Origin of the sequence: Pseudomonas sp. FSL W5-0299 (assembly GCF_005930655.1) — a bacterium.
GTDB classification, from domain to species: Bacteria; Pseudomonadota; Gammaproteobacteria; order Pseudomonadales; family Pseudomonadaceae; genus Aquipseudomonas; species Aquipseudomonas mandelii.
This window is the reverse complement of record NZ_RXHX01000063.1, coordinates 1-13,510: the sequence shown is the minus strand read 5'-3', so window position 1 is coordinate 13,510 and position 13,510 is coordinate 1. Positions and strand designations below refer to the sequence as shown.

At 55.7% G+C, this 13,510-nt stretch carries 17 protein-coding genes and 1 pseudogene; 13 read left to right on the top strand and 5 right to left on the bottom strand.

The genetic code is table 11. The annotated features are described in order from the left end of the window. Positions 1 to 409: 409 nt before the first annotated feature. From msrB to FHL16_RS32850, 4 genes are all read left to right on the top strand, one after another. Positions 410 to 853 carry a peptide-methionine (R)-S-oxide reductase MsrB gene (gene msrB / locus FHL16_RS32865; RefSeq protein WP_077750471.1) on the top strand — a complete coding sequence of 148 codons (444 nt, stop codon included), beginning with the start codon at positions 410 to 412 and terminating at the stop codon, positions 851 to 853. A 1-nt stretch (position 854) separates the two neighbouring features. Continuing rightward, positions 855 to 1,394, top strand: coding sequence for a peptide-methionine (S)-S-oxide reductase MsrA (gene msrA / locus FHL16_RS32860; protein ID WP_003464967.1), 540 nt, complete (start codon positions 855 to 857; stop codon positions 1,392 to 1,394). 140 nt (positions 1,395 to 1,534) lie between these two features. Then, the gene (locus tag FHL16_RS32855; protein WP_077750470.1) at positions 1,535 to 2,239 is read left to right on the top strand and encodes a glutathione S-transferase N-terminal domain-containing protein; all 705 of its coding nucleotides are present in this window, start codon (positions 1,535 to 1,537) and stop codon (positions 2,237 to 2,239) included. Then, on the top strand, positions 2,236 to 3,204 hold the full coding sequence (locus FHL16_RS32850) for a magnesium and cobalt transport protein CorA (protein ID WP_003464971.1): 969 nt from the start codon (positions 2,236 to 2,238) through the stop codon (positions 3,202 to 3,204). The genes FHL16_RS32855 and FHL16_RS32850 overlap by 4 nt, the downstream gene beginning before the upstream one ends. Before the next feature lie 204 nt (positions 3,205 to 3,408). Here FHL16_RS32850 and FHL16_RS34185 read toward each other — a convergent pair whose 3' ends face one another. Beyond that, entirely contained in the window at positions 3,409 to 3,576 is a 168-nt protein-coding gene (locus FHL16_RS34185; protein ID WP_016487060.1) for a hypothetical protein, read from the bottom strand. Positions 3,577 to 3,651: 75 nt separating this feature from the next. Between FHL16_RS34185 and FHL16_RS32845 the strand changes: the two genes are divergently transcribed. From FHL16_RS32845 to FHL16_RS32835, 3 genes are all read left to right on the top strand, one after another. Continuing rightward, positions 3,652 to 4,665 carry a zinc-binding alcohol dehydrogenase family protein gene (locus FHL16_RS32845; protein WP_002118279.1) on the top strand — a complete coding sequence of 338 codons (1,014 nt, stop codon included), beginning with the start codon at positions 3,652 to 3,654 and terminating at the stop codon, positions 4,663 to 4,665. A 72-nt stretch (positions 4,666 to 4,737) separates the two neighbouring features. Next, positions 4,738 to 5,169 (top strand): GlcG/HbpS family heme-binding protein, encoded by a 432-nt coding sequence (locus FHL16_RS32840; RefSeq protein ID WP_005006001.1) that lies wholly within the window; start codon positions 4,738 to 4,740, stop codon positions 5,167 to 5,169. 61 nt (positions 5,170 to 5,230) lie between these two features. Further along, the gene (locus tag FHL16_RS32835) at positions 5,231 to 5,521 is read left to right on the top strand and encodes a DUF1330 domain-containing protein (protein WP_005005999.1); all 291 of its coding nucleotides are present in this window, start codon (positions 5,231 to 5,233) and stop codon (positions 5,519 to 5,521) included. A 325-nt stretch (positions 5,522 to 5,846) separates the two neighbouring features. On the opposite strand, the gene FHL16_RS32825 is transcribed toward FHL16_RS32835, so the two are convergent. Continuing rightward, on the bottom strand, positions 5,847 to 6,317 hold the full coding sequence (locus tag FHL16_RS32825; protein ID WP_003464979.1) for a TlpA family protein disulfide reductase: 471 nt from the start codon (positions 6,315 to 6,317) through the stop codon (positions 5,847 to 5,849). A gap of 422 nt (positions 6,318 to 6,739) precedes the next feature. Between FHL16_RS32825 and FHL16_RS32820 the strand changes: the two genes are divergently transcribed. The 5 genes from FHL16_RS32820 (at position 6,740) to FHL16_RS32800 (ending at position 9,637) form a co-directional block, all read left to right on the top strand. Continuing rightward, complete coding sequence (locus FHL16_RS32820; protein WP_002118288.1) at positions 6,740 to 7,387, top strand: sulfite oxidase-like oxidoreductase; 648 nt, start codon at positions 6,740 to 6,742, stop codon at positions 7,385 to 7,387. Further along, on the top strand, positions 7,380 to 8,126 hold the full coding sequence (locus FHL16_RS32815) for a ferredoxin reductase (protein WP_002118292.1): 747 nt from the start codon (positions 7,380 to 7,382) through the stop codon (positions 8,124 to 8,126). The genes FHL16_RS32820 and FHL16_RS32815 overlap by 8 nt, the downstream gene beginning before the upstream one ends. A 453-nt stretch (positions 8,127 to 8,579) precedes the next feature. Continuing rightward, on the top strand, positions 8,580 to 8,852 hold the full coding sequence (gene grxC / locus FHL16_RS32810) for a glutaredoxin 3 (protein ID WP_005005995.1): 273 nt from the start codon (positions 8,580 to 8,582) through the stop codon (positions 8,850 to 8,852). Between the two features lie 67 nt (positions 8,853 to 8,919). Beyond that, a complete protein-coding gene (locus FHL16_RS32805) occupies positions 8,920 to 9,201 on the top strand; it encodes a DUF427 domain-containing protein (protein ID WP_003464986.1) in 282 nt (93 codons plus the stop codon). Between the two features lie 169 nt (positions 9,202 to 9,370). Next, on the top strand, positions 9,371 to 9,637 hold the full coding sequence (locus FHL16_RS32800; RefSeq protein ID WP_003464988.1) for a hypothetical protein: 267 nt from the start codon (positions 9,371 to 9,373) through the stop codon (positions 9,635 to 9,637). A gap of 860 nt (positions 9,638 to 10,497) precedes the next feature. Here FHL16_RS32800 and sdhC read toward each other — a convergent pair. Further along, positions 10,498 to 10,872 carry a succinate dehydrogenase, cytochrome b556 subunit gene (gene sdhC, locus FHL16_RS32790; protein WP_005005993.1) on the bottom strand — a complete coding sequence of 125 codons (375 nt, stop codon included), beginning with the start codon at positions 10,870 to 10,872 and terminating at the stop codon, positions 10,498 to 10,500. A gap of 730 nt (positions 10,873 to 11,602) precedes the next feature. On the opposite strand from sdhC, the gene FHL16_RS32785 reads away from it, so the two are divergent. Then, a complete protein-coding gene (locus FHL16_RS32785; RefSeq protein ID WP_003464991.1) occupies positions 11,603 to 12,121 on the top strand; it encodes a YkgB family protein in 519 nt (172 codons plus the stop codon). A gap of 29 nt (positions 12,122 to 12,150) precedes the next feature. On the opposite strand, the gene FHL16_RS32780 is transcribed toward FHL16_RS32785, so the two are convergent. Together FHL16_RS32780 and FHL16_RS35150 are read right to left on the bottom strand one after the other, a co-directional pair. Beyond that, positions 12,151 to 12,996 (bottom strand): AraC family transcriptional regulator, encoded by an 846-nt coding sequence (locus FHL16_RS32780; RefSeq protein WP_003464995.1) that lies wholly within the window; start codon positions 12,994 to 12,996, stop codon positions 12,151 to 12,153. A gap of 238 nt (positions 12,997 to 13,234) precedes the next feature. After that, positions 13,235 to 13,408: pseudogene (locus tag FHL16_RS35150) on the bottom strand (c-type cytochrome biogenesis protein CcmI/CycH); the annotation flags it as partial. Positions 13,409 to 13,510 lie beyond the last annotated feature (102 nt).

Genomic DNA, 13,510 nt, shown 5'->3' with positions numbered 1-13,510 from the left:
CAGTTGCTGGTAACAAAATCAGCAATCCGCCCTGGGTCAAATTTCAATCGGCAGGGTGGGTCAATTTTCCATCAGCGCCAACACACTAAGCAACCATCAGAAAATTTTGACTGTACGCCAAAAAATTCGCATCTACCAGCATCTAAACAGGCGTTGTTGATTATCATAAAACACTGACACTGTATTATATAATCGTGCTTTTGTGTTATTTTTTTAATATTTACTGATTACGTACTTGCTTAACCACTCAGTTGCGCTAGAACTAATAGACGCGAAATTTAAATCTCTAATTTTCCAACACTTAGTAAAACCTCGTTTGCCATCCCACTACCATTGTAGGAGCAAATCAGGAGACATAAAAAATTAGCGGTAGCGTGCCTGGCCCTCTAGATAAGTATTGGAGACTGTAATGAAGTTTGAAAAGTCACAGACAGCAGTTGACCGCCTGACCCCCGAGCAACGCCGGATTACCCAGGATTCGGGGACCGAAAGGCCCTTCACGGGTGAGCACAACGACAACAAGGAGCCTGGCATCTACGTCGACATAGTGTCGGGAGAGCCGCTGTTCGCTTCAACGGACAAGTTCGATTCGGGTACTGGCTGGCCCAGCTTCACCAAGCCGATCGTTCCGGCAAACGTGAACGAGGTGCGGGACAGTGCACACGGCATGGTCCGGACGGAGGTCAGGTCGGTACACGCCGACAGCCATCTGGGCCACGTGTTCCCGGACGGTCCTTCCGACCGCGGCGGTCTGCGCTACTGCATCAACTCTGCGTCCCTTCGCTTCATCCCGCGCGACGAGATGGAGTCCGAGGGATACGGTGAATATCTCGATCAAGTAGAGGAGGCTTAACATGCATCAGCGCGCTGTTCTCGCAGGAGGATGTTTCTGGGGCATGCAGGATCTGATCCGCAAGCGGCCCGGCATCATCTCGACCCGTGTGGGTTACACGGGCGGCGATATTCCGAACGCCACGTATCGTAATCACGGCACGCATGCCGAGGGGATCGAGATTGTCTTCGACCCGACAGTGACGAGCTACCGGAACATCCTGGAATTCTTCTTCCAGATCCACGATCCGACGACGCTGAACCGCCAGGGCAATGATCGTGGGCTCTCCTACCGGTCGGGCATCTATTATGTCGACGAGGAGCAGAAGCGCGTCGCCGAGGATACGATCGCCGATGTGGATGCCTCGGGGCTGTGGGATGGCAAAGTGGTGACCGAGGTCCAGCCGGTCGGCGAGTTCTGGGAGGCCGAGCCCGATCACCAGGATTATCTGGAGAAGCGCCCGGGCGGCTACACCTGCCACTTCGTCCGTCCCGGCTGGGTGCTTCCGAAGCGCCAAAAGGTTGACGACGTACAGCCAGCGGCCGGGACCGCGGCGGAATAGGCTTCACTGCCGTTGCCACTGCGCCGATCCGGTCCGCAATCTTCGTGACCGCGTCGTTCAGCGACGCGGTCATCGAACCCTACTTCAGAGTGACGGCTCGTTCCAGTCAGTCGCCATCGCAACACCAGGATCGCAGATTTATGCCAGACCTCTCGTCCTTTCCGATCACGCAGCGCTGGCCGGCATCTCATCCCGATCGCCTGCAACTCTACGCAGCCCCTACGCCCAATGGCGTCAAGGTCTCGATCATGCTTGAGGAGACTGGCCTGGCGTACGAGCCCCACCTGATCGACATCTCGAACAACGAGTCGAAGGATCCGGCGTTCGTGTCGTTAAACCCGAACGGCCGCATACCGGCGATCATCGATCCGGCGGGCCCGGACGGCAACCCCACTGCCGTCTGGGAATCCGGTGCGATCCTCCTCTACCTGGCCGAAAAGACGGGCCAGCTCATTCCAAGCTCGCCCGTCCGACGCTACGAAACCCTGACCTGGGTGTTCTTCCAGATGTCGGCAATTGGGCCGATCTTCGGTCAGCTTGGCTTTTTCCTACGATGGGGCGGTAAAGACTATGAAGACAAGCGGCCTCGGCAGCGCTTTACCGATGAAGCTATACGCCTCCTGGGAGTCCTGGATCGCCAGCTGGAAGGCCGCGACTGGATCGTCGACGATTATTCGATTGCGGACATCGCGACGCTCGGCTGGGTGAATGCGCTGGTTGAGTCGTATGCTGCTGGCGACATCCTTGGCCTCAGCAGCTTTTCGAACGTCCGCGCATGGCTTGGACGCGGGCTGGCTCGACCGGCCGTCCAGCGTGGCCTCCACATTCCCGCGAGGCCAGCATGAGCATCATCGCCGCCTATTATTACAACGAAGGCAAGCGAGTTCGCGAAATCGCGCTCGATGAGCACGTCAAGTTGGGCGAGAGTCGCTCGGGCTTCTGCTGGATCGCGCTTAGCGAACCCACCCCCGAGGAACTACTCGCGATCCAAAGGACATATAATCTTCATCCGTTGGCGATCGACAACGCGATGCACCCGCTGTGCCCGCCCAAGCTCGAGGTCTACAACGATGAGTTGTACGTCGTCGCGCAGACCGCCGAGCTGGTCGGCGACCGGATCAGCTACGGCAAGATGGCGATCTTCACCGGTCACAATCACCTTATCACCGTGCGGCACGGCAATGCCGGAGCGCTGGGCAAACTTCGGGAGCAACTCGAGGCATCGCCGACGCAGTTCGGCAAGGGTGTCGACTATGTGCTGCACGCGATCTTGCATCGCGTGGTCGACCAGTATCTGCCCATCTTCGAAATGATCGAGGACGACGTCCTGGCGATGGAGCGACGGTCGCTGCACGATTTCCTCGGGCCAGAAGAGGTGGCGCGAATCTTCGAACTAAGGTCCGAACTCACGCGGTTCCAGCGCACGCTCGGGGCTATGGCCGAGCTGGTGCGAAAGCTCGTTCGCGGCCACTTTCCCTGCATCAGCGCCGAAATGACACCATATTTCCACGACGTCGCGGACCATGTCCACCGCGTGCAGTCCATGGTCGACGGCCTCCTGCTTGTCCTGTCCACGGTCTTTGAGGCCAGCAGCCTTCTGGAAGCGCAAAGGACGGGGGTGATCACCCGCCAGCTGGCGGCTTGGGCGGCAATACTGGCAGTCCCGACGGCGATCGCTGGAATATACGGCATGAACTTTAAGCACATGCCGGAGCTGGACACGGCCTACGGATACTTTGTCGTGCTCGGAGTGATAGCGATATCGTGCGTTTTCCTATTTGTGCGCTTCAAGAAGGCTAAGTGGCTGTGAATACTGCCCATCGTTTTCTTCGCCGTCATCTGACGGTTACAGCGGGCCTTATACGGAAGCTTGTCCAATCCAACTCAAGATGAAGGTGCGTCCATGACATAGCAGCTGACCGACGCTCTACAAGCAGTTCAGTCCTTCATCGCCAAGGGCTAAGACCGCGAATAGCGCGTCAAGGACAGCAATCTCGTCGATCTCGAGCCAGGATCAACCATCGGTCCGTGCGGCATCTGCGTCGACGCGGCGTTTCGCCTCGGAAGCGGTGATGATGGCGATAACGCCTCCACCCTCTACGCGATCACCGATCCGGCGACCGAGCATAAGGGCCTGTTGATCGACGTGTTCGATGAAATCTGCTACCGCGACCCAGTTCAAGAGTCGGGACCTCAATGTAGAAGAAGTTGACTAACGAGCATTCGCGTCATCCGATCAAGCAAGCTGGAGACATTTATGAAAGCCATTGGTTACAAGGTTCCGGGACCCATCGCCGCGGATGCCGCGCTGGTCGACATCAATCTGCCTCGGCCTGTCGCTGCAGGATACGATATCCTGGTTGAGGTGAAGGCCGTCTCGGTCAACCCGGTCGACTACAAGGTCCGCAACAGCACGCCGCCGGCAGATGGCGATTGGAAGGTGCTGGGATGGGATGCCGCCGGGATTGTGCGCGAGGTCGGCCCCGACGTCACGCAGTTCGAGTTAGGCGACGAGGTCTATTATGCCGGATCGATCACACGGCCCGGTACCAATGCGGAGTTCCATCTCGTCGACGCCCGGATTGTCGGTCACAAACCTGCGTCGCTCTCCTGGGCGGAAGCGGCGGCGCTGCCGCTGACGACGTTGACGGCCTGGGAGGCGATGTTCGACCGCCTGGACGTGGCGAAGCCCGTACCCGGTGCGGCGGAGGCGATCCTCATCATCGGTGGCGCGGGCGGGGTTGGGTCGATCGCCGTCCAGATCGCGCGACAGCGCACGGACCTCACCGTCATCGCCACAGCCTCTCGACCGGAAACCCAAGAGTGGGTAAGAGGGCTTGGAGCTCACCACGTCATCGACCATTCTCGTCCGCTCGCGCCACAGATCGCCGAACTCGGCATCGGTGCTCCCGCTTTCGTCTTTTCGACCACACATACCGAGCAACATGTCGCCGACATCGCCGAACTGATCGCCCCACAAGGACGGTTCGGACTGATCGACGATCCCAAGGCATTCGATATCATGGTTTTCAAGCGCAAGGCGGTGTCGATCCACCACGAGCTGATGTTCACGCGGTCGATCTACGGCACGCCCGACATGAATGAGCAGGGCGAGATTCTGGATGCGATGGCAGCGCTGGTTGACGACGGCAAAATCCGCACGACGCTGACCCGGCGACTGTCGCCGATCAATGCCGCCAATCTGAAGACGGTGCATGCACTGATCGAAAGTGGCGCGGCTAAAGGCAAGATCGTCCTCGAAGGCTTCTAACGACCGCGATCGCCAAACATCTTGTCCAACCTCAAAAAGCCGAACGGGTTATGCCCCAGCGATGAGAATCCCATGACCAAATCTATTGCCACCGCCTCGATCAACCGCGAAACCGCAGTCGCCCTCATCGACGCGGCGCTCGCTGCGGCCCGTGCCATCGGCATCCCGGCTGCCGTCGCCGTCGTCGACGCCACCGGTAACCTGCGCGCGTTCGAGCGCACCGACGATGCGCCGTTCCTTACCGTCGATGTTGCCATCGACAAGGCCTGGAGTTCCGCCTCGTTTGGGTTCCCGACCCATGTCTGGAACGACTATGTGACCAACGATCCAAAAGTGGCGCCGCTAGCCTATCGCCCTCGGATGGTCGCTGTCGGCGGCGGTTATCCGATTCTGGAGGATGGGAAGTTGATCGGCGGCATAGGCATCTCCGGAGGCAACTATCAGCAGGATCAGGATGCGTGCGTCGAGGCACTCATGAAAATCGGGTTCCAGTTGCCAGCCTGACGACTGTGAGGCCATCACCGGTGGTAATGGCCAACAGATCCAACCTTTGAGAGGCCTAATGATGGAAGCGTTCGTCGTCTTTACGCGGGAAGAAACCAGCGACCCACATGCACTCGCAACCTATTCTGCAGGCGTCGGACCATCGTTCGATGGTCACGACGTTACCTTTCTCGCCGCTTATGGCGCGATCCAGCATTTGGAGGGGCCGCCCATCGAAGGGGCCGTAATCTTGCGTTTCCCGACGATGCAGGCCGCTCGCGACTGGTATGACAGTCCCGCCTACCAAACCATCGCTGCTCAACGCTTTGCCGGTTCCCGTTACCGCGCCTTTATCATTGAAGGGCGGCGGTGACATACCGACAGAAGCACTTCGGCGCTGACCACGAGGTATCGGCGTGTGAACTCGCATCTTGGGAATCTGTGGGGGGGACCAAGACAGCGGCGCTAGGGGCTCATATCGTCGATCGGATCAGAGAGTTGCTCGGCGAGAATGGGTTATCTATTGCCGAGCTGACGGAGCGGAGCCGCCCTCTCCCAACGGATTGATTCAATCGTTGACGCTCCTCCTATCCGGATCCGGGTTTTCGCACGCTGATCAACAGAGTTACAGCGCGCAACGCCTGTAGTGGGCATCAGGGGATGGGTGGCAATCAGGATGATTGCCCACCTTCCAACGATTAACCTTGCTCAAGTTGCTTCACTAGTCGCTCCGCGTCGAGATGGAAGTCCGAGAAAACAATGCTACCGCCAGCGTCGATAACCGTAAACCACGGAGTTCCTCGTGTGCGGTAGTCTTCCATGAAGGTTGGAAACGGCGAGCCGGTCGGTTGCTCGTCGTGACCGAAAACGATAGGAAGCTCATACTTGAGCTGGTTCACGCGCAACTTCTCGAAGGTATTCTCATGCGTTCCTTCGAAGACGGTCTGGATCACTGCGAACCCCACGTCTTTTGAGCTCAACGCTGCATGCAACTTTTGTAGCGTCGGAAACCCATGCAAATGGCAACCTTGGCACCAATGCTGGAAGGCAAACAAGATTTTCGGGCCGGGCCCGATATCTGACAGTTTGAACGGCGCGATACTTTCCCCATCTTTGCCAATCCATTTTTGCACCCGCAGCTCAGGCGCTTGTCGTTCGATCTCGTTCATCTGATCCTCCAACCCCGATACAGAAGCTTAGTGGATGATCGCGCGTCGCGACGGTGCGCGAACGTCCGACCTTATTTTCCCTATTTCCTGAAGCCAGAATAGATCAGATCGACATTTCGTCCTTAATATACTCAAGCTGCCGGCGAGCGCGAACTGGGCAACCATGCGCTGGTGAGCCTTGAGCTTTGCACGCTGCCCATCCGTTTGAGAGCGAACCTGCAACTTCCGCTCCGCATACCGCAGATCAGCGTACGCAGCCTTGGGGTTATCTACCCTATAGCCATTGGGTATTGGGAATCATGCTGGCCTGACGCTATGTTCGATACGCGATTTTTTACGATGATAGAGCATCTGTATCTGATTTTTAGTCGATTGGCTTATTCGGCGGATGTGCGGGCAAATGCTTTACGCAGAGTACTGAAATGAAGGCCGGCTTCGGTCTGCCGTATCGAGCAAGAGGGGTCACTATGGTCACCAGAGGTTTCACCGGTCGCGGTTCAGGCGACCAGTCCGATCGGATTCCGCCAGGTCAGCATCTGGTGGAGGATTTCCCTGTTCTGTCGGCCGGCCCTACGCCGAGGGTAGAGCCCTCCGACTGGAAATTCACAGTCAAAATTGGTCCGAAGCCCGTCAAAACGTGGAATTGGGGCGAATTCAACACTCTACCAAAGACCCAGGTGACAAAGGATATTCACTGCGTCACCTCTTGGTCCAAACTGGATACCGTTTGGGAGGGTGTACTCATTGAAGACATCCTTGCAGATGCAGAGCTTGATCGGCCTACCGATTTCGTCTTGGCGCACTGCTACGATAATTATTCGACAAACGTCCCTCTGACGGATCTGCTTTCCGGGAAAGCGATGGTCGCCCTCAGTTATGCGGGCAAGCCACTTTCCCGCGATCATGGGGGGCCGGCGCGTCTTCTAGTGCCGCACCTTTACTTCTGGAAATCCGCCAAATGGGTGAATGCGCTGCAATTCACGACGCGTGACGAGGCCGGCTTTTGGGAGCTGCACGGCTATCACATCTACGGCGATCCGTGGCGCGAACAACGATACACCCATGACTGAAAACGAAGCGCAAGTCCGTTCGTGGCAATCATGCGTGATCGACGACATCATCCAGCAAACACCGAGTATCAAGAGCTTCTTCCTTCGGTTGAGCAAGCCGTTCGCGCACACCGCAGGTCAGCACGTCGATATCCGGCTGACCGCGCCCGACGGCTACAGTGCAATGCGCAGCTACTCGATCGCGTCATCGGCAGTTTCGACCCCGATCGTCGAGATAGCTATCGAGCGCATGCCGGATGCCGAAGTTTCGCCGTTTTTTCACGACATCGCGGCGATTGGTGACGAAATCGAAGTTCGCGGTCCGCTCGGTGGCCATTTCCTTTGGCCTGAGCCTGCCATAGATCCGGTTCTGTTGATCGGGGGAGGCTCCGGCCTCGTGCCGTTGATGGCAATGATCCGGCAGCGCCGCGCATTGGCCCAAGCCGTTCCGACAGCGTTGCTCCTGTCCGCACGAACCGCCGAGGACGTTCTCTTCTCAGAAGAACTTCATTGCATCGAAATCAGCGATCCGGCGTTCGTCCTGGCGCTCGCGATTACGCGCGAGAAACCGGTTCGCGCATCGGACTTTGCGCGACGGATCGACGGCATGATGGTCCAAGAAATTCTAACCAGGCTTCAGGGAAAGCCGACGCAAGTGTTCGTCTGCGGGTCTAACGGATTCGTCAACATCGCAACCGATAGCGCGCTGCTGGCGGGCTTGGACGCCTCCATCATCAAGACGGAGCGCTACGGGGGCTAGCGGCGCGAGCTATCTCACGTCGCGCCGATCGTAGACGTGCGCCCTGGGAAGCTTTGGCGATCAACGTGAACCGTTTTGCCGAACACAGTCTTCGTACCCCCCGGCCTCTAGAACGCCTTCGCTCGCGATACCTGGCTCGACATCAAGCTCAATTTGAAAGTTCCTGCACTATCCGTCGTCCTGATATGCTCGACCAGCATGATGGGCGATTCGAGCGGGACCGCTTCCGTCCCAATCGAGGCTCGGTTACCTTAGAGCATCGGCTCGGCGCTACAGGAGGCGCGTGCGGCCTCTGCCTGGCGGTGAAAGCACTTTGGGCCATGTCGCCTGGATAGCGGCCAATCGTCAGCATCTGCTCCGATGTCGGCCAAGGTGCAGTCGCCATCTTTGAACGCCGCGAATTGGAGATCAACGCCATGACAGCGATCCGCGTGCAACTGCCGGAGATGCAATATGACAACTGATGTATTGCTGTACACCACGAATTGGTGCCCGTTCTGCCGCCGAGCGAAGGCGCTCCTCAAGGAAAAGGGCGTGCGATGGAAGGAGCTCGATATTGAGGCGGATCCGGCTCACCGGCAGGCCATGGCGGAAGCGTCGGGGCGAAGCTCCGTGCCGCAGATCTTCATCAATGGCACCCTTATCGGTGGCTCCGATGAGCTATTCGCGCTCGATGTCAGAGGCGAGCTCGACAAACTTCTCGGGCGCAACCCGCCTGCCACCTGAGGAGGTGCGGCTTGGGGCAGCCAGCCCGCGAGCCTTCGCCGGTTGATGAATACAAAAGGAGAGTCCGTTGGTCTCAGCCATCTGGAAAGACACTACTATCGCCACAAGCGACGAAACAGTCATCGTCGAGGGAAATCACTACTTCCCACCGTCAGGAGTCGACCTGAGCCTGCTTGAGATGAGCCCGCACACATCTGTCTGTCCGATCAAAGGCGCCGCGCGCTTCTTTCATGTTCGCGCGGGTGACGCGCTCAACGTGAACGCCGCTTGGACCTATCCCGCCCCCACTCCGGATGCCGAGGGTATCCGGGATTACATCGCTTTCTGGAAAGGCGTGGACGTTGCCTAGCAGACTGGACGGACGACTTCGCTGATAGCCATGCGGGCGCCGACATCTCAATTATCCTGCCCACCCCGGGCCTCGTCGGCTGCAGGAATCTGCCCGGCACCTTAGCGCGACCCGGCACTGGCGGTCTCGCACCCGCCGCGCCTCTGTTCTATCAATAAGGATGGATGACATGGAGCATTCCGAGTTCGATGCCGCTTTCGCGAAGCTTGCGGAGGGATACAGAGAAGGGACTTATGAAGGCCGGCGTTTCAGCTTGATCGTCCGGCGATCTGGGGACGGACGTCGCAACAGTCTGTTCGCCAGGGAGTTGGACGGGACTGACATTGTCAGCTTCAACCTCTTCCGCGTTACATCAGATAGGACATTGTTGAAGCCGTGCGAAATGTCCGCCGAAAAGGTCGTAGCGTTCGTGCTGGAGTTCCGACCGGACACCTGACGGGCAGAAGAAGATCCCGGCCAACCGGCGCGCCTGCGACGGCCGGCTATCTAAGGCTGCGCAAGCCTATAGCCGCAGCTCATTGCACTTCGTCTGGCGAGGAATTCAACATCGATACGTCGCCATCCGCGGGGATATCGGTACAGGCGCCCGTGTAAGCCAGATTGAGAAATCCTAAGCGATGACTAACACCAATGACGCCACCCTTCCGACACATTCTATTCTTGAGGAATGCACAGCGATGGCTGTCGTCAACGCTCTGAAGATTATTCTGAAGAACAGCTACGCGATCTACCTTAAGACAAAAAATGCCACTCGGGCGCATCCCGCCCCTACTTCAGGGACTTTCACTTGCTTCTCGCTCTGTCACTCACAGCATCGGCACGCCCATGACGCATGGTATCCAGGCCTCATAATTTTCCCATATAACCTTCTTGTCTTTTGCGCACCCAGAAAGACTCGAGGCTTTAACTGGACAGATGAGCCCTCGAGGGTAGTGTTCACCTGATTGGCTTTCTCATATCTGATGTTGATTCGCACAGTGTGCCAACCAGGTGATAGTTTCAAAAAACCTGCGCTTCAGAGCGAATTAGACGATCTTCGATAAGAGCGATCCGCCTCAAAATCCAAAACATCTAACATTGTCCTAGAGCCATATTTGTACCTAGTACTATGGCGCTCCCATTAACACATTTGATGATGCACAGAAAACTTAGCTCATGATAGCTTTCAGCTAACAGCTATTCGGAAGCCCGAAAGGATTCAACCGTTTAAGCGTGAACCGTCGATTATAAATACTTTCGTAAGTTAGCTTTAAAGGACGCTTTTAGTCCTTGTAAATACGCATTACGACTCCACAGCTACCAAATCCATACGGCGCCAGCAACCATTAAAACACCCGACACTACTAAAACAATAGTAGAGGCGCGATTGCTGCCTTTCAAAGTATGACCAACACCCACATCCATAACTAGGTGTCGAATTCCGGCTACGAGATGATAAATAAATGAAGAGTATACCAACCAGAAACTAACTTTGCCGAAAGGTGAAGAAAAAATCTCCTTGACTTCATTAAAACCCTTTTCTGACTCCAACGATTTGCTCAGCATATACAGTATCAGTCCCAGAAAAATAAAGAGCATAATTCCTGAAATCCGGTGCAGAATCGATGTAAGCGCCGTGAGAGGAAGCTGAATGGTTCGAATATCAAGATTAACCGGCCGCTTTTTATTCATTTTGACTCCAGTCAACAATTCTAGTGGGGGATTTCAGTTTTCGATCTCATTCATCATAGCAGCTGTAACTAAGGCTGGCGGCGACAATAATGGAGATATTCGGGGCTTACGTTGCATTTTGAGGTCGCAAGTGCATGTGCGTAAATTGAAGCAAATTGCAAGGTTATGCCCAATAGGTAGCTAGCTTATTAATTTAACAAAAGTGACGTGTGTCGTTCTGCAGGGCATGCTGTTCCCCAACCCTGGAAAACCTATCCTCTTTAACACGTCAAAGTCGATTGATAGGCTTGCTGCAACAGCTATCTGCCCGGTTGAAGTCGAAGATCGATGTATCTGTAGGGTTTGGAAATAAATGCGGGCGCCCACCGCACTCACGGCTCAGTTACCATTCTTTGTGCATCGCGGCCGCGCGGCTAGTTGGTAGCTGTTCTAAGCCTAGTCAGTGCCGCCCTTCGCCCCAAGCCCCATAGTCAGATTTGAGAAATGACAGTAGGCGATGCCGCAACGCGCTTCATCGACCTATGTAAAACGACTCCTTTATCGAAATAGTGCACTCATCGCTCTCCACGGCGATCCCTTCATCGCGAATTGCACCGCCCAAGACGATCTGCACTGAAATCAATACTTTCTGATGCCTCTTGATTAGAGATGCCAGCCATAATCATCTCATCGCCAACGCATACGGCGTTCGGCAGCCAACACACTCTCACTCACTACTGGAAGCTCAGACATGAAAACCATAGGCATTGAAAACTCGAAGTCCAGCGTACAGGCCCACTTAACGCTTGGAACCAAAACTATGGGGCTAGGTATCTATGGCGCGTACTTGGCTCTCGCTATTATTTACTTCTGGTTCGGCGGCATGAAATTTACCCACTACGAGGCCGAGGGCCTGGTTCCACTGGTGAGCAACAGCCCGCTTTTGGGATGGGTGTATAGCATTTTTTCGGTCGACATGTTCTCCAGCCTGCTCGGCATACTAGAGATTTCGATCGGCACTCTGATCGCAGGCCGCATGCTGTCGCCCAAACTATCCGTGGTAGGAGGCGCTCTGTCTGCAGGCCTGTTCTTCACAACCCTTAGCTTTATGTTTTCCACTCCGGGCGTCATTGAGCCTAGTTTAGGGTTTCCGGCGATTTCCGTTGCGCCAGGTCAGTTTCTGCTTAAAGACTTAGGGTTGCTTGCTGTTTCGATATTTGTGGCAGGCCATTCGCTGGTTGAACTGGAAAAACGTAAAATTAATGCATAATTTTTTCAATGGCTTAAGGCAGTAATGCCTTAGGCCTTTTTGCCATCATTTTCCCCCGCCAGATCTTTCAACCAGTCACGAGGGCTCAACCCCGTCTTGCGTCTAAATGCGCGAGACAGCGCCGAAGGACTTTCGTAGCCGACTTGAGCTGCAATCAGCGTAATCGAGCGCCCTTCTCGCATCAGCTTCTGAGCCAGGCTAACTCGCCAACTCAACAAATAATCAGCAGGCGTCTGTCCGATGACACTCTTGAAATGCACGGCATACGCAGCGCGTGACATATTTGACTCACTGGCCAGCTCTGCTATTGACCAGGCATGTTCCGGGGAGTTGTGCATCTGTAAAAGCGATCGGGCAAGCCGCATGTCGGCCAGTCCAGCCATCATTCCGGTGCGCAACTGGTGATGATCGAGCAGGTAACGGAGCAACAGAATGATTAGGAGCTCAAATAAGCGCTCAAGCGCGGCTTCCCTTCCACAATGCACATTTGCCGCCTCGGCAAACATCCACTCCAACGTGTCTGCCAGCATGGGCAGATCATCGAGTGCGAGCACCAAACAGTCCGGTAATGAAGCCGACAAAGGATTATCAATTCCGCCCTCAAACTCCATGGAAGCACACAACAACTTTGCGCCATCGGACTCACCCGCAAACAATTGATGCTTGGCGGGGCGTGGCATAAAAATCAAGCTAGGGCGAGTGAGCTGCAAATCCTTGCGATCGGGACCAAGCAACGTCACGCTGCCGGCCTGAAGCAGATGGATATAACCTCGCCGCTCGGCGCCATCGTAAGATGCAGAGCCGCATAGGTCGCCGTCATAGAACAGATTGGCCCGCACGCCGAACCGCGAGAGCAAATTAGACAAACGATCCATTGGCCGATCCTTGACGAGTCAGAACGCACAGACCATACCATCTGCGTTGTCGTTCAGTGCCTGTAGCGAACATGCCGGCGTAAATCAGCCAACGGATAAAGTGATCACTGAGCAGCTCAGCCTCCCTTTCCAGTTCGGCTGTTAAAAAAACAACACCGTTGTTTGAAAGCACCAGCAAATCAAGTGCTCACTCTTCTATTTTACAGTACCTGGCAACAGCACTTTGCGGTGCAGTCGATCAGATATCCGGAAGGTTGATCGTAAGCTTCAGCCTAGCGCTCTTCGAATTTAATGTCGTCGAGCTTCGGCCCAACCATTCCCCCGACCTACTCTTCCCTCCCCTAGAGACCCTAGCAGTCACTTGAATCGCGGCTGTCTGCGATAAGGTGTTGCTGGTAACTATTGCATCAGCGCCTGAAAATGTTGCCGCTGACCGAAAACTGACCCAGTAGAGGCTGTTCTGCCGACTGAAAACTGACCCAGGTGTTCAACTGCTTCTGCTCAATTTTTGAGC

Excerpts from the sequence above, each read along its gene's own strand:
- msrB (WP_077750471.1), top strand. The coding sequence starts at position 410 with ATGAAGTTTGAAAAGTCACAGACAGCAGTTGACCGCCTGACCCCCGAG.
- msrA (WP_003464967.1), top strand. The coding sequence starts at position 855 with ATGCATCAGCGCGCTGTTCTCGCAGGAGGATGTTTCTGGGGCATGCAG.
- FHL16_RS32855 (WP_077750470.1), top strand. The coding sequence starts at position 1,535 with ATGCCAGACCTCTCGTCCTTTCCGATCACGCAGCGCTGGCCGGCATCT.
- FHL16_RS32850 (WP_003464971.1), top strand. The coding sequence starts at position 2,236 with ATGAGCATCATCGCCGCCTATTATTACAACGAAGGCAAGCGAGTTCGC.
- FHL16_RS32845 (WP_002118279.1), top strand. The coding sequence starts at position 3,652 with ATGAAAGCCATTGGTTACAAGGTTCCGGGACCCATCGCCGCGGATGCC.
- FHL16_RS32840 (WP_005006001.1), top strand. The coding sequence starts at position 4,738 with ATGACCAAATCTATTGCCACCGCCTCGATCAACCGCGAAACCGCAGTC.
- FHL16_RS32835 (WP_005005999.1), top strand. The coding sequence starts at position 5,231 with ATGGAAGCGTTCGTCGTCTTTACGCGGGAAGAAACCAGCGACCCACAT.
- FHL16_RS32825 (WP_003464979.1), bottom strand. The coding sequence starts at position 6,317 with ATGAACGAGATCGAACGACAAGCGCCTGAGCTGCGGGTGCAAAAATGG.
- FHL16_RS32820 (WP_002118288.1), top strand. The coding sequence starts at position 6,740 with ATGAAGGCCGGCTTCGGTCTGCCGTATCGAGCAAGAGGGGTCACTATG.
- FHL16_RS32815 (WP_002118292.1), top strand. The coding sequence starts at position 7,380 with ATGACTGAAAACGAAGCGCAAGTCCGTTCGTGGCAATCATGCGTGATC.
- grxC (WP_005005995.1), top strand. The coding sequence starts at position 8,580 with ATGACAACTGATGTATTGCTGTACACCACGAATTGGTGCCCGTTCTGC.
- FHL16_RS32800 (WP_003464988.1), top strand. The coding sequence starts at position 9,371 with ATGGAGCATTCCGAGTTCGATGCCGCTTTCGCGAAGCTTGCGGAGGGA.
- sdhC (WP_005005993.1), bottom strand. The coding sequence starts at position 10,872 with ATGAATAAAAAGCGGCCGGTTAATCTTGATATTCGAACCATTCAGCTT.
- FHL16_RS32785 (WP_003464991.1), top strand. The coding sequence starts at position 11,603 with ATGAAAACCATAGGCATTGAAAACTCGAAGTCCAGCGTACAGGCCCAC.
- FHL16_RS32780 (WP_003464995.1), bottom strand. The coding sequence starts at position 12,996 with ATGGATCGTTTGTCTAATTTGCTCTCGCGGTTCGGCGTGCGGGCCAAT.